8 protein-coding genes are annotated in these 24,220 nt (G+C 71.0%); all 8 read left to right on the top strand.

Features of this window, described 5'->3' with window-relative positions:
- Positions 1–55 precede the first annotated feature (55 nt).
- Positions 56–10,330 carry an amino acid adenylation domain-containing protein gene (locus tag ACIQCZ_RS36795; RefSeq protein ID WP_402289525.1) on the top strand — a complete coding sequence of 3,425 codons (10,275 nt, stop codon included), beginning with the start codon at positions 56–58 and terminating at the stop codon, positions 10,328–10,330.
- Entirely contained in the window at positions 10,323–11,204 is an 882-nt protein-coding gene (locus tag ACIQCZ_RS36790) for an alpha/beta fold hydrolase (protein WP_402289523.1), read from the top strand. The genes ACIQCZ_RS36795 and ACIQCZ_RS36790 overlap by 8 nt, the downstream gene beginning before the upstream one ends.
- Before the next feature lie 17 nt (positions 11,205–11,221).
- Positions 11,222–12,523, top strand: a complete 1,302-nt coding sequence (locus ACIQCZ_RS36785) for a cytochrome P450 (protein WP_402289521.1) — start codon at positions 11,222–11,224, stop codon at positions 12,521–12,523.
- Positions 12,520–13,026: a hypothetical protein gene (locus ACIQCZ_RS36780; protein ID WP_402289518.1), complete on the top strand. Its 507-nt coding sequence runs from the start codon at positions 12,520–12,522 to the stop codon at positions 13,024–13,026. The genes ACIQCZ_RS36785 and ACIQCZ_RS36780 overlap by 4 nt, the downstream gene beginning before the upstream one ends.
- On the top strand, positions 13,023–13,562 hold the full coding sequence (locus tag ACIQCZ_RS36775) for a DinB family protein (RefSeq protein ID WP_402289515.1): 540 nt from the start codon (positions 13,023–13,025) through the stop codon (positions 13,560–13,562). Before ACIQCZ_RS36780 ends, ACIQCZ_RS36775 begins: the two co-directional genes overlap by 4 nt.
- Before the next feature lie 98 nt (positions 13,563–13,660).
- Positions 13,661–14,851 (top strand): macrolide family glycosyltransferase, encoded by a 1,191-nt coding sequence (locus tag ACIQCZ_RS36770; protein WP_402289512.1) that lies wholly within the window; start codon positions 13,661–13,663, stop codon positions 14,849–14,851.
- Positions 14,852–15,070: 219 nt separating this feature from the next.
- A complete protein-coding gene (locus ACIQCZ_RS36765; protein ID WP_402289509.1) occupies positions 15,071–16,708 on the top strand; it encodes a glycoside hydrolase family 1 protein in 1,638 nt (545 codons plus the stop codon).
- Between the two features lie 94 nt (positions 16,709–16,802).
- Positions 16,803–24,220, top strand: a 7,418-nt coding sequence (locus ACIQCZ_RS36760; RefSeq protein ID WP_402289507.1) for an SDR family NAD(P)-dependent oxidoreductase, incomplete at its 3' end; no start/stop codon positions are given.

Below are 24,220 nucleotides of genomic sequence, written 5' to 3'. Positions count from 1 at the left end.
ACCCGCACACCCGACACACCGCCACCGCACTGCTGGAGAGGGACGGAAAGCAGAGATGAACGCCCAAGCCAACGAGGAGCGACTGCGGCGGGCCATGGCTGCCGTCCTGCAACTCCAACAACGCAACGCGGAAATCGAGAACCAGCGCCACGAGCCGGTGGCCATCGTGGCCATGGCCTGCCGGCTGCCCGGCGGGGTCACCACCCCGCAGGACTACTGGGACCTCCTCGCCGAGGAACGGGACGCGATCGGCCCCCTGCCCTCGCGCTGGGAAGCCTTCGACCTGTACGACCCCGATCCCGCCGCCCCGGGCAAGAGTTACGCGCGCGAGGGCGGATTCCTCGACGGCATCGAGCAGTTCGACGCCGGATTCTTCGGCATATCGCCACGCGAGGCGCAGTCGATGGAACCCCAGCAGAGGATCGTCCTGGAGACGTCCTGGGAGGCACTGGAGCGCGCCGGGCTGCGGGACGACCAGTTCAAAGGCAGCCGCACCGGCGTCTACATAGGCGCGATGCGCCCCGACTACGAGACGATCCGCACCGACCTGGAGCTGCTCGACGGCTACCAGGGCACCGGCGTATCGGGCAGCGTCATCTCCGGCCGCGTCTCGTACGCCCTGGGCCTGCAGGGCCCCGCGGTGACGGTGGACACCGCGTGCTCGTCGTCGCTGGTCGCGATCCACCTGGCCGTCACGGCGCTGCGCAACGACGAGTGCGACATGGCCCTCGCCGGGGGAGTGACGGTCATGAGCTCTCCCGGGATGTTCGTGGAATCCAGCCGGCTCGGAGCGATGTCCCCCGACGGACGGTGCAAGAGCTTCTCGGCCGACGCCGACGGCGGCGGCTGGTCCGAAGGCGCAGGCATCCTGGTCCTGAAGCGGCTCTCGGCCGCGCAGCGCGACGGCGACCGGGTGCTCGCGGTGATCCGCGGCAGCGCGGTGAACCAGGACGGCCGCAGCCAGGGACTCACCGCCCCCAACGGCCCGGCACAACAGCGGGTCATCCAGGACGCGCTCGCCGCCGGCCGCCTCACACCGTCCGACATCGACGCGATCGAGGCACACGGCACGGGCACCCCCCTGGGCGACCCGATCGAGGCGGGCGCGCTCGCGGAAGTGTTCGGCCCGGGGCGTACCGAAGGAACACCGGTGTACCTCGGATCCTCGAAGTCCAACATCGGGCACAGCCAGGCCGCCGCCGGTGTCACCGGCGTCATGAAGATGGTGCTCGCGCTCCAGAACGACACCCTGCCCAGGACCCTGCACGCCGAGCAGCCGAGCCCGCACATCGCCTGGGAGGGCAGCGGTCTCGAACTCCTCCAGCAGGCACGCCCCTGGCGCCGGGGCGAGCGCACCCGCCGCGCGGGCGTATCGGCCTTCGGTATCAGCGGCACCAACGCGCACGTGGTGCTGGAAGAGGCCCCGCTGCCCGAGGACACGGCACCCGAACCGCGGCACGAACCCCGGGGCACCCTCCCGGCCGTGCTGCCCCTGGTGCTGTCGGGCCACGACGAGCAGGCACTGGGCGCACAGGCCGAACGCTGGGCCGCATGGCTGACGGAGCACCGCGACGTGCCGCTCGCCGACGTGGTGCGCACGGCGGCCCTGCAGCGCTCGCACCTGGAGACACGGGCCTCCCTGCTCGTCTCCGGCCACGAGGACGCCGCCGACGCACTGCGGGCACTGGCACAGGGGCTCTTGAGCGCCGACACGGTCACCGGCACGGCACGGGAGCGCGGCAAGGCCGTGTTCGTCTTCCCGGGCCAGGGCAGCCAGTGGGCCGGCATGGGCCGCGCGCTGCTCACCGAGTCCGAGGTGTTCCGGCAGGCGGTGGAGAACTGCGACGCCGCGCTGAAGCCGTGGACCGGCTGGTCGGTGCTGGACCTGCTGCGCGGGGAGACGGACGAGGACCTGCCGTCCCTGGACCGGATCGACGTGCTGCAGCCCGCACTGTTCGCGGTCATGATCGGCCTGGCCGAACTCTGGGCGTCACTGGGCGTGCAGCCCGCCGCCGTGGTGGGCTCCAGCCAGGGCGAGGTCCCGGCCGCGGTGATCGCCGGCGCGCTGTCCCTGGCGGACGGCGCACGCCTCACGGCGCTGCGCTCCCAGGGCCAGCTGCGCGAATGCAGCGGCCGGGGCGCCATGGCACTGGTCGAGATGCCGGTCGCCGACGTCGAGGAACTGATCGCCCCGTACGGCGGAACGCTCTCGGTGGCCGTGGTCAACACCCCCACCTCGACGGTCGTCTCCGGCGAAGTGGCCGCGGTCGAGTCGCTCCTGGAGGAGCTGGCGGGCCGCGACGTGTTCAGCCGCCGCATCCAGTCCGACACGGCAGGGCACAGCGCCCACGTGGACCCGGTCCTGCCCTGGCTGGCCGAGCAGCTCCGGGACCTCGAGGCACGCCCCTCCGCCGTACCGTTCTTCTCCACGGTCACGGGCGGCCTGCTCGACGGGGCGGAACTCGACGCCGCCTACTGGTGCCGCAACGTCCGCGACACCGTCCGCATGGACCTGGCGCTGCGCGAACTGGTGGACGGCGGCCACGACGTCTTCATCGAGATCAGCCCGCACCCGGTCCTCGGCATGGCACTGACCAGCGCGACCGCCGACACGCACGGCGCGGTCGTCGGCAGCCTCAACCGTGACCGCGGCGGACTGTCCCAACTCCTGCGCTCCCTGGGCGCCCTGCACGCCCAGGGATACCCGGTCGACTGGAGCCGCGCCCTGGGCGACGCCCCGGCCGCTCCCACGGCGGACCTGCCGACATACGCCTTCCAGCGCCAGTACCACTGGACCGACCTGCCGCCGGCCGTTTCCGGCCCGCGGCCGGCCGCCGGGACACCGGAACACGACACGGCACGGGACGGTGCCCCGCCCCGCAAACCCGCCGGGCTGCGCGGGCGGCTCGCCGGACTCGCGGACCACGAACGGCTCGACGTCCTGCTCGACGTCATCCGGCGCGAGGCCGCGACGGTGCTCGGCGCCACCGAACCCGTACCCGCGGACAAGCGCCTCCAAGAACTCGGCCTGGACTCGATCATGGGCCTCCAGCTGCGCAACCGACTGTGCGACCTGACGGGCAGCACGCTCGCGACGAACCTCGCCTTCACACACCCCACGGCCGAAGACCTCGCCGCCCATCTGCTGCCGCACGTCCTCGCCGCGGCCGACGACGAGACGGCCGTACCGCCCCTGGAGCGGGCCGAGGCCCGTGACGTCCACCCGGCCACCGAGGGACAGCGCCGTCTGTGGTTCCTGGAGCGGATGAACCCCGGATCGGCCCAGTACAAGGTGGCGATGCGGATCCGGACCGCCAGGCCGCTCGACCACGCCACCCTGACCCGTTCGCTCGAATGGATCGTCGCCCGGCACGAGGCACTGCGCACCGGCCTGGAGATGCGGGACGACGAGCTCGTCCAGGTCGTGCACACGGACCTGCCGGCCCCCGTCGTCTTCGAGGACCTGCGCGAACCCGGCGCCGACACGCTGCACGAGCACATCCACCACGAGGAACAGGAGCCGTTCGACCTCGGCGGCACCTCGCTGTTCCGCTGCCGCGTCCTGGACATGGCGGCCGACGACCAGGTGGTGTGTTTCAGCCTGCACCACGCCGTCACCGACGGCTGGTCGCTCTCGCTCTTCCTGATGGAACTCTTCCACGCCTACCAGGAGTTCCTGGCAGGACGTGAACCCGACCCGGAGCAGGCCGAGTTCCACCTCGGGGACTACGCGGCCTGGGAACAGCGCAGCATTGCGGAGGGTCGCTTCGAGGAGGCGCTGCATTTCTTCGGCACCGAGATGGAGGGCGTGGAACGGCTGGAGTTCCCGCCCGGCCCGGACAGCGTTCCCGACGGCGCCGAAGGCGGCGACACCCTCTACTTCACCGTCCCGGCCGGCCTCCGGACCGAACTGGAGGCACTCGCCGCCCGCACCTCGGTCACCCCGTACACCGTGCTCGTCAGTGCCTTCGCCACCCTGCTCGCACGCTCCACCGACCAGTACGACTTCGCCGTCGGCACCGTCTGGTCGAACCGTCAACTCCCAGGAATGAGCGGGACCTTCGGCTTCCTCGCCAACACCCTTCCGCTACGCTGCGACCTGTCGGGGGACCCGCGGTTCGAAGAACTGCTGGCCTCGATGTCCCCCCGCGTCAGGGGCGTGTTCGAGCACCAGAACGTTCCCCTGACCGAGGTCGTCCGCGCGGTCGGCGGCGCACGCACCGGCGACGAGAACCCGCTCTTCCGCGCCGTCTTCAACTACGGCGGCGCCGCCATGCCCACCGTGGGCGAGGGCGACACCGTGTGGCACCTGCCCTCGGCCGGCAGCCTCGCGGGCAACGTCCGGGGCGCCTCCAAGTTCGAGCTCGGCATCACACTCATCCCCTGCGGGGACGAGCTGCGGGGCGAGTTCGAGTACCAGGGGCACACGATCGACCGCACGGCCGCGCAGCGCATGGTGGACAACTTCACCACTCTCCTCCAATCGGTCGTCCGGGAGCCGGACCGCCCGCTCAGCCGCCTCCGGCTCCTCGCCGACGAAGAGCTGCGCTGGCTCGCCGAACGCGGTGGCCGCGTCACCCCGCACGCCCCCGACACGGCGTCCGCCCTGCAACTGGTCTGGGACCAGGTCCGCCGGACCCCCGACGCCGTGGCACTGATCTCGGACGGGCAGGAGCTGACCTACCGCGAGATGGCCTGGCACGCCTCTGCCCTGGCGGACAAGCTGCGCGCCGCCGGCGTCGGCCCCGAGACCCCGGTGGGGGTCCATCTGCCCAGGTCCTCCCAGCTCGTCGTCTCGGCCCTCGCCATCTGGCTGGCCGGCGGCGCCTACCTGCCGGTGGACCCCGGCTACCCGCAGGCTCGGGTCGCGTACGTCATCGAGGACAGCGGCATCGAGGTGGTCATCACCCGGGCCGGCACCGAAGCGGACCTGACCGGCACCACCGTCCGGGTACTGCTCGCCGACGACCTCCACGACGCGCCCGTCCCCGACGGCGACACGCTCCCGGAGATCACCCCTCCCGCGCTCAACGACCTGGCCTACGTCATCTACACCTCGGGCTCGACCGGCAGGCCCAAGGGCGTGCAGATCGAGCACAGCCAGTTCGTCAACTTCTGCCACGCGGTCGACGAGCGGATCGGGGGCGGCACCGGTGACACCTGGCTCGCCGTCACCAGCCCGTCCTTCGACATCTCGACCGTGGAACTGCTCTGGACACTGACCCGCGGCTACCGCGTGGTGATCGCACAGGGCAGCGTGGGCGAGTGGCCCTCCTACCGCACGTACGCGCCGACGCACCTCCAGTGCACCCCCTCACTCGCCCGGATGCTCCTCGCGGACTCCGCCGGCCGGGCCCTGCTCCGGGGCCTCGACCGGATGATCGTCGGTGGCGAGGCGCTGGACCGCGGCCTCGCGGCCAGACTCATGAACACCTGCCGGGGCGGCCTCACGAACATCTACGGCCCGTCCGAGACGACCGTCTGGTCCACCACCTGGCACGCCGAGCCCGGCGAGGTGTCCCTGGGCGACGCCGTGCGCAACACCAGCCTCTACATCCTCGACCGGCACGGGGCCCGGGTGCCCCGCGGCAGCCGCGGCGAACTCTTCATCGGCGGTCTCGGCGTCACCCGCGGGTACCTGAACCGCCCGGAGCTCACCGCGGAGCGATTCGTGGACGACCCGTTCACCGAGGCGGACGGCGCCCGGATGTACGGCACGGGAGACGTCGTCCGCTACCGCGAGGACGGCAGCCTGGAGTACTGCGGCCGGGGCGACGCCCAGATCAAGCTGTACGGCCACCGGATCGAGCTCGGCGAGATCGAGGCGGTCGCCGGGGAGCACCCCGCCGTCGCCGAATGCGCGGCCGTGGTGCGCAGGGACGAGGGCAGCGACCCCAGGCTCTGCCTGTACTGGGTCCGCGGCGACAGCACCGGGGACGTGGACGACGACGAACTGCTCCGCCACTTCCTGGCCAGGGTCCCGTCCTACATGGTGCCGTCGCAGCTCGTCGGCATGGACGAACTGCCGCACACGCCCAACAAGAAGGTGGACCGCAAGGCCATCCTGGCGCTGCCGGCGCCCGGCCCCGCAGCCGCCCCGACACCCCGGGACGGTGACGACTCGCTGGAGAACCTCGTCTCCCGGGCCTGGGCGGAGGTGCTCAACATCGCCCGCGTGGACCGCGACCGCGGCTTCTTCGAACTGGGCGCCAGCTCGATGACCGCGCTCCGGGCACACAGGACGATCTGCGAGGGACTGGGCCGGGAGTTCCCCCTCTCCGCGCTCTTCCGCTATCCGACCGTTCGGCAGCTGTCCGCCTTCCTGGGCGGCGCGTCGCAGGCCACCGCCCCCGGCCGGGTCGCGGCACGCCGGGGCCCGGCCACCGACGAGGCGGTCGCGATCATCGGGTTCGCCTGCCGGCTCCCGGGCGCCCCGGACGCCGACACGTTCTGGACCAACCTCAAGAACGGCACGGAGTCGATCCGGCGGTTCACCCCCGAGGAGCTCAGGGCGGCCGGGATCGGCGACGACACCCTCTCCGACCCCGACTACGTACCGGCCAAGGGCTTCGTCGAGGGCGCCGCCCTCTTCGACGCGGAGTTCTTCGACTGCTCGCCCGCCGAAGCCGGGACGATGGACCCGCAGCACCGGCTCTTCCTCGAATGCGCCTGGCAGGCCCTGGAACACGCGGGCCAGGTCCCGCAGGAGTTCGACGGCGCCGTCGGAGTCTTCGCAGGTGCCGGCCAGGGCGGGTACCGCAGCAGTGACGACGCCACCGAGCTGTCGGACTTCTACCGCACGATGGTCGGCACGAAGAACGACTTCCTGGCCACGAGGGTCGCCCACAAACTGAACCTGCGGGGGCCCGCCCTGACCGTCCAGACGGCCTGCTCCACCAGCCTCGTGGCCACACACCTGGCCCGGGAGAGCCTGCTGCGCGGCGAGTCGGACATCGCCCTGGCAGGCGGGGCCTCGCTCACCTACCCGCTGGAGCACGGATACTTCCACCAGGAAGGCCTGGTGTTCTCGCCGGACGGCAAGTGCCGGGCGTTCGACGCCGACGGGGCGGGCACGGTTCTCGGCAACGGCGTCGCAATCGTCGTGCTGCGCCGTCTCTCCGACGCACTGGCCTCGGGAGACACGGTCTACGCGGTCATCCGCGGCAGTGCGATCAACAACGACGGGTCCAACAAGGTCGGCTTCACCGCGCCCAGCGTCGACGGACAGGCACGCGTCATCGCGGCCGCCCAGGCCGACGCGGGCGTGAGCGCGGACACCATCGGATACATCGAGGCGCACGGCACCGGGACCACCCTCGGGGACCCGATCGAGGTCCAGGCCCTGCAACAGGTGTTCGCGACGGCCGGCCGCACCGAGCCGTGCGCACTGGGCTCGGTGAAGACCAACATCGGACACACGGACGTGACAGCGGGAGTGGCCGGTCTCATCAAGGCCGCACTGTCCATCCACCACCGGCAGTTGGTGCCGAGCCTGAACTACGACAAGCCGAACCCCGAGATGGAACTCGACCCGGAGCTCCTGTACGTCAACACGGAGCTGAAGCACTGGGCACAGGCACAGGGCCCGCGCCGCGCGGGAGTCAGCGCCTTCGGCCTCGGCGGTACGAACGCACACGTGATCCTCGAAGAGGTCCCGGTGACACAGGAAACGGAACCGTTCCCGCCCGAGGACACACGGCCGCTGCCGGTGGTGGTGTCGGGCCGCGACGAGGCAGCGCTGCGCGAGCAGGCCGGACGCTGGGCGTCCTGGCTGTCCGGGCGCGAGGACGTCCGCCTGGCGGATGCGGCGGTGACGGCTGCCCGGCACCGTGCGCACTTCGAGTCGCGGGCCAGTGTCGTCGCGGCCGACTCCGCTGAACTGGTCGAGGCGCTGGAGGCGCTGGCCGCGGGCCGGGCGCACGACGCGGTGGTGACCGGCAGTGCCGAGCGGCGCGGGAAGGTCGTTTTCGTCTACCCCGGCCAGGGCTCGCAGTGGGCCGGCATGGGACGTGAACTGCTCGCCTCCAGCGAAGTGTTCGCGCGGGCGGTCGATGCGTGCGATGCGGCGCTGAGGCCGTTCACGGGCTGGTCGGTGCGGGAAGTCCTCGCCGGAACCGAAGACGATCACCTGCTGCTCGACCGGACCGATGTGGTCCAGCCCGCCCTGTTCGCGATGGGCGTGGCCCTGTCCGCGCTGTGGCGCTCCCTGGGCGTGGAGCCGGCCGCGGTGGTCGGCCATTCGCAGGGCGAGGTGGTGGCCGCGGTGGTGAGCGGCGCTCTCACTCTGGAGCAAGGGGCGCAGGTCATCGCCCAGCGCTCCCAGGCCGCGCTCGTCTGTGTCGGCCACGGCGGGATGGCACTGATCGAGCGTCCCGTCGCCCAGGTCGAGGCATTCCTCGCCCCCTACGGCGACGCCCTGTCGGTCGCGGCGGTCAACAGCGCGGCCTCCACCGTGATCTCCGGCCAGGTGAACGCGATCGAGCAGATCGTCTCGGAACTCCAGGAGCGGGACGTCTACGCCCGCAGGATCAAAGCCGGCTACGCCTCCCACAACGCCCAGATGGACCCGCTCCTGCCGGACCTCGCCTCGAAGTTCGAGGACCTGGTGCCACAGCGAGCACAGATCGCGTTCTACTCCACCGTCACGGGCGAGGTGTCCGACGGGACCGGTCTGGACGGCGGCTACTGGTGCCGCAACCTGCGCGAGCCCGTCCGCTTCGACCGCGCCCTGGACCGGCTCCTGGACGACGGCCACACCGTCTTCGTCGAGATCTCCGCCCACCCGGTGCTGTCCATACCGCTCACCGACGGCAGTGCGGACCGCGGCGGCATCGTCGTCGGCACCCTCGCCCGCGACCACGGCACCACCACCCAACTCCTCCGCAACCTCGGCCTGTTGCACGTCCAGGGTCATGGCATCGACTGGAACCGGGCCCTCGGCCTCGAAGCGGGCCAGGGATCCCTGCTGAACCTGCCCACCTACGCCTTCCAGCGCGAGCACCACTGGAAGGAGGCACGGCGGTCGCCGCGGACCTTCGACGCCGAGGCCGGCGAGGCACTCCGCGAGGCCGTCGGCACCGGCAACGCCGCCGAGGTCATGGAGGTGCTGGGCGCCCCCGAGAACCTCAAGGACAGCGTCGCGGACGTCCTCCCGCTCCTGGAGAGCTGGTTCAGGAAGCAGACGGAGAAGGCCGAAGCGGAACGACAGGACCCGACCGCGTCCAGCGGCCGCCGGACCGGCCTGCGCGAGCGGCTGGCCGCGATGGCCGGGCACGACCGGCTGCCGACGGTGCTCGAACTGGTCGTCCAGGAAGCGGCCTCGGCCGTCGGCGTGCCGAGCGATGACATCGTCACCGATCAGCCGCTGTTCCAGCTCGGTGTGGATTCACTGGTCGCGGTCGGCCTGCGCGGCCGCATCGCCCGCGCGACCGGTCTGACCGTCCCCGTACAGGTCGTCCTGGGCGAGACGGGCTGCCTGGGCATCGCCGAGCACCTGATCGAAGGTCTGGCCGGGGACCGGGACGCGACCGGCGGAGACGGACAGGGACGCTGGCTGCGGACCCTGAAGCCCGCGGCCGAGCCGACCGCCCGGATCGTCTGCGTCGCCGGGGGCGGCGGAACGACCGCCGGCCACGTGCCCCTGATCCGGCACATCCCGGACGGCATCGAGCTGCTCGGCGTGCAGATGCCGGGCCGGGAGAGCCGGACGGCCGAGGCCCCCGCGACCTCCATGCGGGACGTGGTGGCGGCGATCACCGCCGAACTGACCGACCGCGCACCCGTGCCGACCGTCGTCTACGGCCACAGCCAGGGGTCGTGGATGGCCTGGGAACTGGCACACGCCCTCTCGGCCCTGCCGGAACCGCCCCCTGTCACGTTCGTGCCGGCGTGCGCGCTGCCGCCCTTCGCGAAGATGCCGCCGGCGATGCAACGGATGGAGGAGCTGGCCAGGACCCTCGACCAGGCCACCACCGATGAACTGGCCGTCGCCCTCGAGGGAATCCTGCCCGACGACATCCTGGCGAACGCCGAGCTCCTCACCACGTACAGCTCCGCGCTCCACCACGACGCGATCCTGTCGATGAATCATCGGGACTCACTGGTCGGTGACGGACGGGACCGTCTCCGCATCCCTGTCGTCGCCGTCGCCGCGAAGGACGATCCCGTGCTTCCCGAAGGGACGACACAGGGCTGGCAGAACCTGACGGACGGGGAGTTCGCGCACCACGTCATCGACGGCAGCCACGCGGCTCCGATCGAGAACAGCGAAGCGATGGCCGCAGAACTCGTGGCGGCGATACAGAAAAGCAGGGGAGAGAAAAATGTCTGAGGCAGTCCGGCCGGACGGCGCACGGATCCACTACGAGGTGCACGGCGAAGGCTTCCCCGTGCTGCTGCTGGCCCCCGACGTGGTGGGCAGCCGGACCGAGTCGTGGGAGGAGAACTTCTTCCACCCGGTGCGCGAACTGTCGCGGCACTTCAAGGTGATCGCGATGGACCAGCGCCACGCCGGCCGCAGCACCGCGCCCGCCGTCCCCTTCTCCTACGAGCAGACGGTCGCCGACCAGCTCGCGGTGCTCGACGAGGTCGGGGCCGAGCAGGCACACGTGGTGGCCGCCGGGTTCGGCTGCGTGCACGCCTGGCGGCTGGCACACGACGCGCCGGACCGGGTGCGGTCGGTGGTGGCCCAGGAACCGGCGGGCCGCGACGGCACCAACACCCTGGGGGACTTCTTCGGCCTCTTCGACCCGGCGATGAGGCTTCCGCGTGCGGCCGGTTTCGACGACCCGGAGACGGAAGGTCTCGGCGCGGTCTTCGAGGCCGCCGCCCGGGACGGCGTCTTCGACCGGAACCCGGAGGCCGGACCGTTCGCACAGCGGCTGCACGACGACAGCGAATTCAGGAAGGAGATCCTCGCCTTCCGGCGCGAGAAGTACGTCACGCTGCTGGTGCGGTTCCGCGACGCGATCTTCCCGGACGGCCGCGACCACTTCTCCGTCCCGGACGAGTGGATCAGCGAGTTCCCCGCCCCGCTGCTGGTACTGCCGGGCAGCTGCCTGCACCGCCCCGAGGCCCTGGCCGGGCGGATCGCCCTGGAGGCCCCCGAGGCGACCCTCCTCGACCCGGGCTTCGCCGCGCCCGAGCGGCGTGCGAAGACCGTGGCGTCGATCGTCGAGTTCCTGCTGAAGAACAACCCGAGCTGAAGGAAGGTAAGCACGCCATGCAATCGCTCGCAGAGATCGACATCACGAGTGAGCAGTTCTACGACGAGAACGGCTACCCGTGGCAGGAGTGGGACCGGCTGCGGGAGGAGTCTCCCGTCCACTGGTACCACCGCCCCGGCTACGAGCCGTTCTGGGCCCTGACCAGACACGAGGACATCTCCTGGGTCGCCCGCAACACCGACGTCTTCTCCTGCCGCGAGCGCACGGCGATCGAGACCCCGGACGAGATCGAACCGTGGGAGACGGAGCGCGAGCGCCGCGGCCAGGTCTACGGCCACGTGGCCGACTACCCCGCCGGCCTGGGCTTCATGGACGCGCCGCTGCACCGCCAGGTCCGGCAGGCCATGTACCCCTGCTTCACGCCCAAGGCCATGGCGGCGATGGAGGAGCGCTTCTTCCAGCTCTCCACCTCGTACGTCGCCGACTTCGTGAAGCGGCTGGACGAGCACGGCACCGCGGATGTGGCGCACGACCTCGCCGCCCGGCTCCCGCTGGCCGCCATCTTCGAACTGCTGGGGGTGCCCGGCGAGGACTGGGACCACCTCTTCCGCGTCCACCAGGACACCGCCTCCGCCTTCCACAAGGGCTACAAGCAGGAAGAGGGCGAGGAGGCGCAGGCCCGCTTCATGCGCGCCATGATCGAGCTGGACCAGTACATGTCCGGTCTCGCGAAGAAGCGCATGGAGGAGGGCGGCAGCAACGGGACCGACGTGCTGAGCCGGCTGGCGAAGGCCACCGTGCTCGGCAACCCCCTCGCGTTCCACGACATGTCCTACCAGCTGTTCAACCTGGTGCAGGCAGGCAACGGAACCACGCGCAACGCCATCGCCGGCGGCATCAAGGTACTGCTGGAGAACCCCGACCAGCTGCAGAAGCTGATCGACGACCCCACACTGCTCGACGGTGCCGTGGACGAGATCCTGCGCTGGACCTCGGTCGCCGTGGTGATGGCACGCACCGCCATGAAGGACACCGAGATCCGCGGCCAGAAGATCCGCAAGGGCGAGACCGTGGCCATGTTCTTCCCGGCGGCCAACCGCGACCCGGACACCTTCCCCGACCCGTACCGCTTCGACATCACCCGCAGCCCGAACCGGCACATCGCGTTCGGCGGCAACGGGGAACACCGCTGCATCGGGGCCGCCCTGGCGAAGACCGAGCTGCGCGCCATGTTCCGTGCCCTGCTGCCCGTGCTCCCGACCCTGGAACTCCACGGCGAATCGAAGATGCTGGTGCTGCGCCTGCTCATCTCCGAGTTCGTGCAGCTCCCGGTCCGCCGCAAGGAGGGCCTGGCATGACGGTGGAACAGAGCCTGGGAACCGAAACCCGGCCGATGCCCACCACCATCGAGGAATTCGCCGCGTGCGACGAGTCCGACCTCGAGATCCAGGTGCCCTGGACCGGGCCGGCCATCGACCCGGAAACCGGTGGGCTGAAGGGGCCGCTGCCCGACTCCTACGTCGTGGCCACCTCCGGCGGCTGGCCCAGGCCCGGCGCGATCGAGATCGCCACCGAGCTGAACCGGGTCCTCCTGGAGGAGCTGTGGAAGCGGGAGGGCCTGCTCGCGGCGACGTTCGCCATCTCCCAGAAGTGCTGGATGAGCTCGCGCGCCCTGGCCGTGTGGACGGACGAGGAGGCGCTGATGGGCTTCCTGCAGTCCGAGGGGCACATGAACGCGGTGCGCAAGACGAAGAAGCTCGCGTACGCATGGGAAGGGACGCGCTGGGTGAGCAGCTCGCCGACACTTCCCACTTTTCACGAGGTACGGGCCAGGCTGGCCCGGCAGAGGAGGAACAAGTGACGATCACCGCGGTGGCGCCCGAAAAGACGGACGCACTGGTCGCGCATTTGCTTCAGGAATTCGATCTCGCCTACGAGATGATCCTGGAACTCATCGACGGTTTCGACAACGAGACCGCACGCACCGCGCCGGAAGGGCACATGCCCGCCCTTTGGTTCCTCGGCCACCTGATGTGCTCGAAGGACTATGTCTCGGGGCTTTATCAGGAGGGCGGCATATCTCTTTCTCTTGAGTTCTACGACAAATGGGCGGGTGACTGCGACAAGGTCGACTGGGAGGGGGTGCCTTCCCTGGACGAAATGCTCGGCCTCTACAAGCGGATCCACGCACGGCTGCGTGAACTCGTGGCCGCACTGGGCGCGGAGGACCTGCACCGCGAGTGCCCGGTCGAGATTCAAGCTCCGCTTGACGATTACTGGAAGAAGCGTCTCGGGAAGCTCGGTTCCGCGCTCTCCCTGGTACAAATGCATGACGCCTACCACGGCGGTCAACTGGGAAGCCTGCGTGGAGCCCTCGGAATGACCGTTCCCTTCTGAGGGAGGCCAGTTGTTGACGGAAGCGCCGGCACTGGGCCGCTGGTACAGTGCCGGATTGTCGTCAACGGAATTTGTGTCGTCCTCAGAGAAGGTGTTCGATGGCATCTCACATCGCGTTCTTCAACTTTCCCGCATTCGGACATCTGAATCCGACTCTAGGAGTCGTGGAAGAACTCGTTCGACGTGGTCATCGGGTCAGCTGCACCACCACGGATCACTTCGCCCCCGCCATCGAGGCGGTGGGTGCGGAACCGGTTCGCTACACCTCCGTGTTCGGCCAGTACTACACGAACCCCTTCACGCCCGAAGCCATTTCGGGCGAAGGGCTGCGGACACTCGAAGAGGCGACGTCCCTGGTGAGCCAGGTGGAGAGCTTCTACGGGGACAACCGGCCCGATGTGATACTCCATGACTTCATGGCGTGGGGAGCCCGCTTCTACGCGGCACAGCAGAACATTCCGACGGTGCGGCTGTTCCCGTCGTACGGAGTGAACGAGCACTTCTCCATCCAGGCCAAGTTCCCCATGGCCGAGATGACCGACCCCAAGGTCATGGAGATGGTCACCAAGCTCGACGGGATGCTTCCCGGGCTCGGGTTCCCGGGCATGACGTCCATGGAGTTCTTCATGGAGCCGCCGAAGCGCGGCATCATCTTCCTCCCCAGGGACTTCCACTACGACGGGCACACCTTCGACGAGCGGTTCGTGTTCGCGGGGCCGTGCCTCGGTGACCGGTCGGCCTTCCAGGGCACGTGGCAGCCCCCGTCGCAGGACCGCCCGGTGCTCCTCATCTCCCTCGGCACCGCCGCGACCGGCTGGCCGGAGTTCTTCAGGATCTGCGTCGAGGCCCTCGCGAACTCCCGCTGGGACGTGGTGATGGCCGTCGGCGACAACATGGACCCGGCCGAACTCGGCGACCTGCCCGCGAACTTCGACGTACGACGCAGCGTTCCCCAGTTGGACGTGCTCCGCCACGCCGAACTGTTCATCACGCACGGCGGAATGAACAGCGTCATGGAGTCGCTCTACAACGGCGTCCCGATGATCGTGAACCCGCTGATGAGCGAGCAGCGCGCCAACGGGCTCCGCGTCGAGGAACTCGGTTTCGGCCGGCTGCTCACCCGCGACGACTTCAGCCTCGAAGCCCTGCGCAAGGCCATCGACGAGGTGTCCGCGGACAAGTCCGTCGCCGACCGCACACGGGCGATGGGCGAGGCGATGCGCAAGGTCGACGGCCCCGCCGTCGCCGCGGACGCCGTCGAGTCGTACCTGGCCGAAGGCGCCCGCTGAGTTCGAGTCAAGCTCAAGCAGGCGGCGCGACGATGTCGGTGTGGCATCCCGCGAGTTCCGTCAGCCGTTGTTGATCCGACCAGGGCATATTCCCGTCACAACACCGGCCACGTCATCCCGCGCGGGATGACGTGGCCGGATTTTTTCTGTCCGCCGGGTCGAACGCCGGTGAGCCGGCGCCTCGCCACATGAATCCGTCTCCGCAACGAGGAAGACAGCGTGAAACGACTGATAGGCACAACTCTGGCCGCGACCCTGCTCGCCGTGGTCCTCACACCCGGTGCGAGTGCCCAGGGCACAACGATGGTGGACGAGGGCAGGATCCGGGGCGAGGCGGTGTCCTTCCCGGGCATGGGCTCGCTCTCACAGCCCTCGGGCAAGGGAGGTTTCCGGTTCGGCGTCTCGAGTTCCGCGACACAGATCGAGGACCGGAACGAGAACAACGACTGGTACCTCTGGAGCAAGCCGGCCCCCGAGGGCCTCGGCAGGAGCCCGTTCGTCGGCGACGGCGTGGGCGGTTACACCCGGGCGCTCGACGACACCGGCCTCGTCAAGGACCTCAATGTGGACTCCTACCGGTTCGGTATCGAGTGGTCCAGGGTCGAGCCCCAGCGCAACAAGATCGACGAGGCGGCGCTCGACCACTACAGCAAGCAGATCGACGCGCTCGTCGCCAAGGGCATCCGCCCGATGATCACGCTGCACCACTTCGCCAACCCCGTATGGGTCGACGACCCGCGGGACCCCGACTGCAAGAACGGTCCGAGCGACACCAACCTGTGCGGCCTGGACCACCCGCAGGGCGGCGAACTCGTCGTCAAGGAGATGGCCGAGTTCGCCAAACTCATCGCCGAACGATTCGGCGACCGGGTCGACGAGTGGGTCACCCTGAACGAGCCGATGGTCTACATGACCTTCGCGCACGCGTTCGGTGCCGGTCCGCCCGGCAAGGCCAATCTGAACGCCGCGAACCTGAGCAAGTTCACCATGGCGCAGCGCCGTTACATCATGGCTCACGTGGCGATGTACAAGGCCATCAAGTCCGCCGACCGGGTCGACGCCGACGGTGACGGCGTGGCGTCCAGCGTCGGTCTGACCGTCGGCGCCCAGGAGTACGTGCCGATCCGCGGCGGCAAGGTCAGCAACGACCCCCGCGACATCGCGGCCCGTGACCGCTACCGTCAGTACACCGATTACGGCTTCGTCGACGCCCTGTGGCGCGGCACGTTCGACAGCGACCTGGACGGCACCGCCGACGAGCGGCACCCCGAGTGGACGGGCACCCTCGACTGGCTCGGCCCCCAGCTGTACGCCCGCATCGGCGTGTCCGCGCCCGGCGCGTCCGGCGGCGGCGACCCGAGCTACCCCGTGCTCGACGTGGACCTGTGCACCACCTCGCCCTGCCTCCCCTACAAGGACCCGTCCTACTTCGTGCCGGCGATGGGCTACGAGGCGTCCACACAGGGCCTGGCCGGGGTGCTGAAGGAGTACGGCAACCGCTACCGCGGACTGCCGCTCCTGGTGAGCGAGTCCGGCATCGCGACGGAGAACGGCACACGCCGGTCCCAGCACATCGTGCGCACCCTGGAACAGATCTCCCAGGCACGCGCCGCCGGGGTCGACGTCCGCGGGTACTACCACTGGAGCCTGCTCGACAACTTCGAGTGGCTGTCGGGCTACTCGGCACGCTTCGGGCTCTACCAGGTGGACCGCACCACCATGGAACGCATCCCGACGAGCTCGGTGCCGGTCTACCGGGAGATCGCCCGGTCGCGTTCCCTGTCCCCGCAGACCAGGCAGGAATTCGGCGGTACGGGGCCGCTCGCCCCGGAGACAGCGAGCAGCACCGCCCGCTGACGCCGCACGAACACACCGGGGGCCGCTCCGCCCGGACGGCCCCCCGTTTCCCCCTCCCTCCCGGAAGTCCGGTTCGACGAGCAAGGAAGAGCAGATGAGCTTTGCCCAGCTGAACAGTGGTGCAGCCGCCCCCCTGCCGGGCGCCGACGACATCGCCGGCTTCCTGCGCGACATCGTCGCGGCAGCCCTCGACGCACGGCCGGAAACCGTCGATGCCGACCGGCCACTGCGTGACCTCGGACTGGACTCCGCACAGATCATGTCCCTCGTGGCCGCGCTGTCGGAACACCTCGGACGCCCCGTGCCCGGCTGGGTGGTGTGGCAGTACCCCACCGTCGCCGGGCTCAGCGCCCACCTGGCCGGCGACGAAGCACCCCCCGCCGCCGCACCGCGCACCGGACCGGCGCACACCACCGCGAACGAACCCATAGCCATCGTCGGCCTCGGCTGCCGCCTGCCCGGCGGCATCGAGACGCCCGAGGCGCTCTGGGAGAGCCTGTGCGACGGACTCGACGCGATCCGCGAGGTCCCCGCCGACCGCTGGAACGCCCAGGACTGGCTCGACCCGGACCCCAGGGCACCCGGCAGGATGAACACCCGCTGGGGCGGCTTCCTCGACGACGTCGCCGGATTCGACGCCGACCTGTTCCGGATCTCGCCCGCCGAGGCCAGGCACATGGACCCGCAGCAGCGCATGGCGCTGGAAGTCGCCTGGGCCGCCTTCGAGGACGCCCGGATCGTCCCCACCGACATCACCGGCACCCGCACCGGTGTCTTCTTCGGCACGATGGCGCAGGAGTACCACCTCGCCACCGGCGCCGACGCCGACGACATCGAAACGCACTCCGCCGTCGGCTGGGACAACTCCATCATCCCGGCACGCATCGCCTACACCCTGGGCCTGCACGGCCCCGCCATGGCCGTCGCGACCGCCTGCAGCTCCTCGCTCACCGCCACCCACCTCGCCGTGCAGAGCCTGCGCCGCGGCGAGACCGACCTCGCCCTGGCCGGCGGCGTCAACGTCATGCTCCACCCCAACACCACCGTCGCCATGACCAAGTTCGGCGGCATGAACCCGGACGGCCAGTGCCGCGCCTTCGACGCAGGCGCCAACGGCTACGTACGCGGCGAGGGCTGCGGCGCCGTCGTCCTGCGCAGGCTCTCCGACGCCCTGGCCTCCGGCGACCGCGTGTACGCCGTGATCCGCGGCACCGCCGTCAACAACGACGGCGCCTCCAACGGACTCACCGCCCCCAACCCGCGAGCCCAGGCGGACGTCGTGCGCACCGCCTGGCAGGACGCCGACGTCGACCCCAAGGACGTCTCCTACGTGGAGGCGCACGGCACCGGTACCCTCCTCGGCGACCCCATCGAGGCCGAGGCACTCGGCACGGTGTTCGCCGAGGGCCGCGAGGAACCGCTGCACCTGGGCTCCGCCAAGACCAACTTCGGCCACCTGGAACCCGCGGCCGGCGTCACCGGCCTGCTCAAGACCGCCCTGTCCCTGTACCACGGCGAAATCCCCGCCAGCCTCCACTTCGACGTGCCCAACCCGCACATCGACTTCGACGCCAACAAGCTCAGCGTCGTCGCCGAACGCCGGCCGTGGCCCGCCGCCCGCCGCCGCTACGCGGGCGTCAGCGGCTTCGGCTTCGGCGGCACGAACGCCCACGTCGCCCTCGAAGAGGCCCCCTACAGCCGTCGCCGCCTCACCCCCGTCACCGCCGACAGCGAGGGCGCGCTGCACGACGCCGTCGCCGGCCTCGGCGCCCGGGACGACACCGCCACCGGCCCGTACGCGACACCGGCCCACGACGCCGGAACCCACCGGGCGGTCGCCGCCCTGACCCCGGCCGGCCGTGCCGAACTCGTCGCCGGTCCCGGCCGCTCCACCGGGCGACCCCCGCTCGCCTTCTTCTTCTCCGGCCACGGCACACAGTGGATCGGCATGGGCCGAGACCTGCTCTCCGAACGCGCCTTCCGCGCCGCCCTCGACGCCTGCGACCGCGCCGTCGCCGGGTTCACCGGCTGGTCGGTGACCGACGAACTCCTCGCCGACAGCAGCCGCTCGCGGCTCGACCGCACCGACATCGTCCAGCCCGTCCTCTTCTCCGTCCAGGTCGCCCTCGCCCGCACCCTCGCCGCCTGGGGCATGGAGCCCGACACCGTCTTCGGCCAGAGCATCGGAGAGGTGGCCGCCGCCGTCGTCGCGGGCGCCCTCCCGCTGGACGAGGGCGCCCGGCTCATCACCACCTGGTCCGCACTGATCAACGAACGCGCCTCGGGCCACGGCGCCCTCCTCGTCTGCGACCTCACCGCCGACGAGGCCGCCCGACCGGCCGACGACCGCGGGCTCTCCGTCGCCGGACACCTCGCCCCCGGCCAGGTCTGCCTGTCCGGGCCCACCGACGCCGTCGCCGCCGTGGAACGGGAACTGTCCGAGAACGGCGTACGCACCGCACGCGTCAACATCGACTACGCCTCCCACAGCGCACAACTGGAGGACCTCGCCCCCGAACTCGTCCGCCGGCTCGGCGCCCTGCGCACCGGCGTCACGTCCGTCCCCTTCTGGTCGACCGTCGACGACGACTTCGTCGACGGCACCGCGCTCGGGGCCGAGTACTGGGCACGCAACATGTGCCGGCCCATGCTGGTGGCCGAGGCGGTCGCCGCCCTCGCCCGGACCGAGCCCGCCACCGCGCACGGACTGCGCATCGTCGAGATCGCCCCGCACCCCGTCGCCCAGCACTCCTTCGAGCGGACACTCGCCACGATCGACGACACCCGCAGCGCCGCCCTCGCCACCTGCCGACGCGACCGGCCCGCCCGCCGGAGCCTGGAGGACCTGGCCGCCCGCCTGTGGTGCGAGGGCCACGACATCGACTGGGCGGCCGTCCACGGCCGCCCCGACCGGCCCACGCTCAAGACACCCGTCGTCCTCACCGTGTCCGGCAAGACCGAAGAGGCACGGGCCGAGAACGCCGCCCGGCTCGCCGACCACCTGGCCGGCAGGCCCGAGCCGGAACTGCTCGACATCGCCTACAGCGCCGCGCACCACCGCGCCCACCTGGAACACCGGGCGAGCGCCGTGGCGAGCACCACCGCCCAGGCACGGGAAGCCCTGCTGGCGCTGGCGGAGGGCCGGGCGCACCGTGACGTCGTCGAGGGTTCCTCCGTCAGCGGTGATCTGGCGGTGCTGTTCACGGGACAGGGCAGCCAGCGGATCGCGATGGGCCGTCAGCTGTACGGGGCGTTCCCGGCGTTCCGGGAGGCGTTCGACGAGGTGTGCGCGGCACTGGAACCGCATCTGCAGATGCCGTTGGCCGCGGTGGTGTTCGCTCCCGAGGACAGCGCGGACGCGGTGCTGGTACATGAGACGGAGTTCACGCAGCCGGGGCTGTTCGCGGTCGAGGTGGCGCTGTTCCGGCTGTGGGAGTCCTGGGGTGTCGTGCCGGGCGCGGTGGCCGGCCACTCGGTGGGCGAGCTGGCCGCCGCCCATGTGGCGGGGGTGCTGGACCTCGGGGACGCGGCGCGGCTGGTGGCCGCACGCGGCCGGCTGATGCAGGGATGCGAGCGCGGTGGCGCGATGGCATCGGTGGAGGCACCGGAGCCGGAGGTCCTGGAAGTCCTCACGGGGGCCGCGGGACGGGTGTCGGTGGCGGGACTGAACGGCCCGGCGCAGACGGTCGTCAGCGGTGACACGGCCGCGGTGACGGCGGTGATGGAGCACTTCGCGGGACTGGGCAGGCGCACGCGGCGGCTGGAGGTGTCGCACGCGTTCCACTCGCCGCACATGGACACGATGCTCGACGCGTACCGGGAGGTCGTGGAGACCTGCACGTTCCACGCCCCCCGGATCACATTCGTGTCGACGGTGACGGGCGGACCGGTGTCGGGGGAGGAGCTGTCCGACCCCGGGTACTGGGTGCGCCAGGTCCGTGACGGGGTGCGCTTCCTGGACGCGATGCGGTCCCTGGAACGGGCCGGGGTGTCGCGCTATCTGGAGTGCGGCCCGGCGGGTGTGCTGTCCGCGATGGGCGCCAGATGCGTGGAGCGGGAGTCGGTGTTCACCGCCTCGCAGCGTGCCGCCCGCGGTGCGGACGAACCGGTCGACGAAATCCGGTCCCTGCTGAGGGCACTGGGCGCGGTCCACGTCTCGGGCCAGGACATCGCCTGGGACCGGGTCCTGTCCGGCGGAACGCCCGTGGACCTGCCCACGTACGCCTTCCGGCGCAAGAACCACTGGATCGAACCGAAGGCCGGGAAGAACGCCGGCCGCCCGCACGCCGATGACGCCCTGTGGCAGGCCGTCGGCAGCGGAGAGAGCGAACGCGTCTGCGAACTCCTCGGAGTGACCGACACTTCCGCCGTCGCCACCCTCCTGCCCTACCTCGCCACCTGGCGCGAACAGCAGGACAGGGCCGGCGAAGTCGCCGACCGGAGCTACGAGGAGACCTGGCAGCCCTCCCCGGTGGCACGCACCGCGCCGCTGCCGCGCGGCCACTGGCTGATCGTCGCCCCCGCCGCCGCACAACACCTCGCCGGACAACTCGCCGAGGCACTGACCGGCGCGGGCGCCTGCCCTCACCTCCTGACCGCCGACACGCACACGGATGCCGGCGCCGGTGCCGACACCGACCGCGCCACGTACGCCGCGTCGATCGGCGACCTGACCACGGAACTCGGCGACGAGCCGCTGCGCGGCGTCCTAGCCCTCACCGCCGCCGACACCGCCCCGCACCCCGGCCACCCCGCCGTGACCACGGGCGCCGCCCGAAGCCTCGCGCTCGTACAGGCGCTGGGCGACGCCTCGGTACGGGCCCCGCTGTGGTTCGTGACCCAGGGCGCCGTACACGCCCATGAAACGGACCCCGCCCCCGCCCCCGCCCAAGCCCTCACCTGGGGACTGGGCCATGTCGTCGCCCTCGAACACGCCAACCGCTGGGGCGGACTCCTCGACCTGCCCGCCGACCCCGACACGGCGACGACCCGCCGGCTCCTGGCCACCCTCGCCGCGCACGGCACCCCGGGCGCGGAGGAACACGTCGCGCTGCGCCCCGCCGAACGCCTCGTCCGCAGGCTGCGCCGTACGAAGGCCGCAGCAGCGACCGCACGGCCCTGGACACCCCGCGGCACCGTCCTGATCACCGGCGGCAGCGGCGCACTCGCCGCCCACCTGGCCCACCGCCTCGCCGAACGCGGCGCCGAACACCTCGTCCTCGTGTCCCGGCGCGGCCCCGAGGCCGAGGGTGCCACCGAACTCACCACCGCACTCGAGACCGCGGGCGCCCGCGTGACCCTCGCCTCCTGCGACGTCACCGACCGACAGCAGCTCGACGCACTCCTCACCGCGCTCGACCACGACGAGGCACCCCTGCGCGCCGTCTTCCACACCGCAGGTGCCCTCGACGACCGGCTCCTCGACCGCCTGGACGCCGAGGCCCTCGCGGCCGTGGCCGCACCCAAGCTCACCGCCGCCACCCACCTGCACGAACTCACCCGCGACCGCGAACTCGACGCCTTCGTCCTGTACTCGTCGGTCGTCGGCACCCTCGGCAACATCGGCCAGGCCAACTACGCCATGGCCAACGCGGCCCTGGACGCCCTCGCCGCGCAGCGCAGGGCCGAGGGCCTGCCCGCAGTCTCCATCGGCTGGGGCCCCTGGGCCGACGGCGGCATGACCCACGGCGCCGCCGAGAGCCAACTGCGCCGCATCGGCCTCGAACCGATGCCCGCCGAACACGCCCTGGACGCCCTCGACGCGGCGCTCGCCCACGGCGGCACGACCGTCGTCGCCGGCATCGACTGGTCCCTCGCCGCCCCCGCGTACACCGAGGGCGGCGACCGCCCCTTCCTGCACGAGATCCCCGAGGCCCGCGCCGCGGTCGCGGACGCCCCCGCCGAGCAGGCCAACCCCCTGCGCACCACCCTGCCCGGCCTGGCCGAGGACGCCCGCGAGAACCACCTGCGGTCCCTGCTCGCCGTCGAGGCCGCAGCGGTGCTCGGCGTAGAAAACCCCGCGACGCTCGACCCCGAGCGCGGGTTCAAGGACCTGGGCTTCGACTCGATGATGGCCGTCGACCTCAGCACGCGCGTACAGAAACGCACCGGGGTCATCACGCCCAAGACCCTGATCTTCGACCACCCGAACCTGGCAGCCGCCGCGCGGTGGCTGCTCGGCGAACTCGCCCCCGCCCTCGCCGAAACGTCCGCCGCCGCCGCGCACCGCACCGACGAACCGCTCGCCGTCGTCGGCGTCGGCCTGCGCATGCCGGGTGACGCCCACGACCTCGACAGCCTCTGGGAGGTGCTCGCCGAGGGCCGTGACACGGTCCGCCAGGTACCGGCCGACCGCTTCGACATCGACGCGTTCTACGACCCGGACCCCGACGCCGAGGGCAGGACGTACGCTCGCCACGCCTCCTTCCTCGACGACGTGGCCCACTTCGACGCGGCCTTCTTCGGTATCTCGCCGCGCGAGGCCGAACCGATGGACCCCCAGCACCGGCTCCTCCTGGAGGCCGCCTGGAACTCCCTGGAGAACGCCGGCATCCGCCCGCGCGAGCTGCGCGACTCCCGCACCGGCGTCTTCGTGGGCGCCGGCGTGGGCGAGTACGGCAAGTACCGCCCGAACGGCACCCCGGACACGTACACCCTGACCGGCACCCTGCCCAGCTTCAACGCGGGCCGCCTCTCCTACCACCTCGGGCTCCAGGGCCCCGCGCTGTCCATCGACACCGCGTGCTCGTCGTCACTGGTGGCACTGCACCTGGCCTGCGAGGCGCTGCGCAACGACGAGTGCGAACTGGCGCTCGCGGGCGGTGTCCAGGTCCTCACGGACCCCGGCGCGTTCATCGCCCTCAGCCGCTCGCACGCACTCTCCCCGGACGGCCGCAGCAAGGCGTTCTCGGCCGAGGCGGACGGGTACGGGCGCGGCGAGGGCGTCGGCGTGATCGCCGTCATGCGGCTCTCCGACGCGATCGAGCAGAACCGCACGGTGCTGGGTGTCATCCGGGCCACGGCCATCAACCACGACGGTGCCAGCAGCGGCATCACCGCCCCCAACGGCTCCTCCCAGCAGAAGGTCATCCGCGCCGCCCTCCGTTCGGCAGGCCTGTCCACCGGGGACGTCGACTATGTCGAGTGCCACGGCACCGGCACGTCGCTGGGCGACCCGATCGAGGTACAGGCGCTGGCAGCCGTGTACGGGGAGGGCCGCGAGCCGGGCCGGGAACTCGGACTAGGTACGGCGAAGAGCGTCATCGGACACCTGGAATCGGCGGCCGGCATCGCCGGTGTCTGCAAGATGCTCGCCTCCTTCAAGAAGGACGCACTGCCCGGCACCCGGTACAGCTCGCCGCGCAACCCGAACATCGCCTGGGACGACCTGCCGGTACAGGTGGTCGACGAACTCACGCCGTGGGAGCGGGAAGAGGGCCGTGTGCGGCGTGCGGGTGTGTCCTCGTTCGGTCTGAGCGGCACCAACGCCCACGTCATCATCGAGGAGCCACC

Source organism: Streptomyces sp. NPDC093149 (assembly GCF_044754145.1).
In the GTDB taxonomy this organism is placed as follows: domain Bacteria; phylum Actinomycetota; class Actinomycetes; order Streptomycetales; family Streptomycetaceae; genus Streptomyces.
Note: the sequence above shows the minus strand (reverse complement) of the source record. Positions and strands in the feature narration are given on the sequence as shown.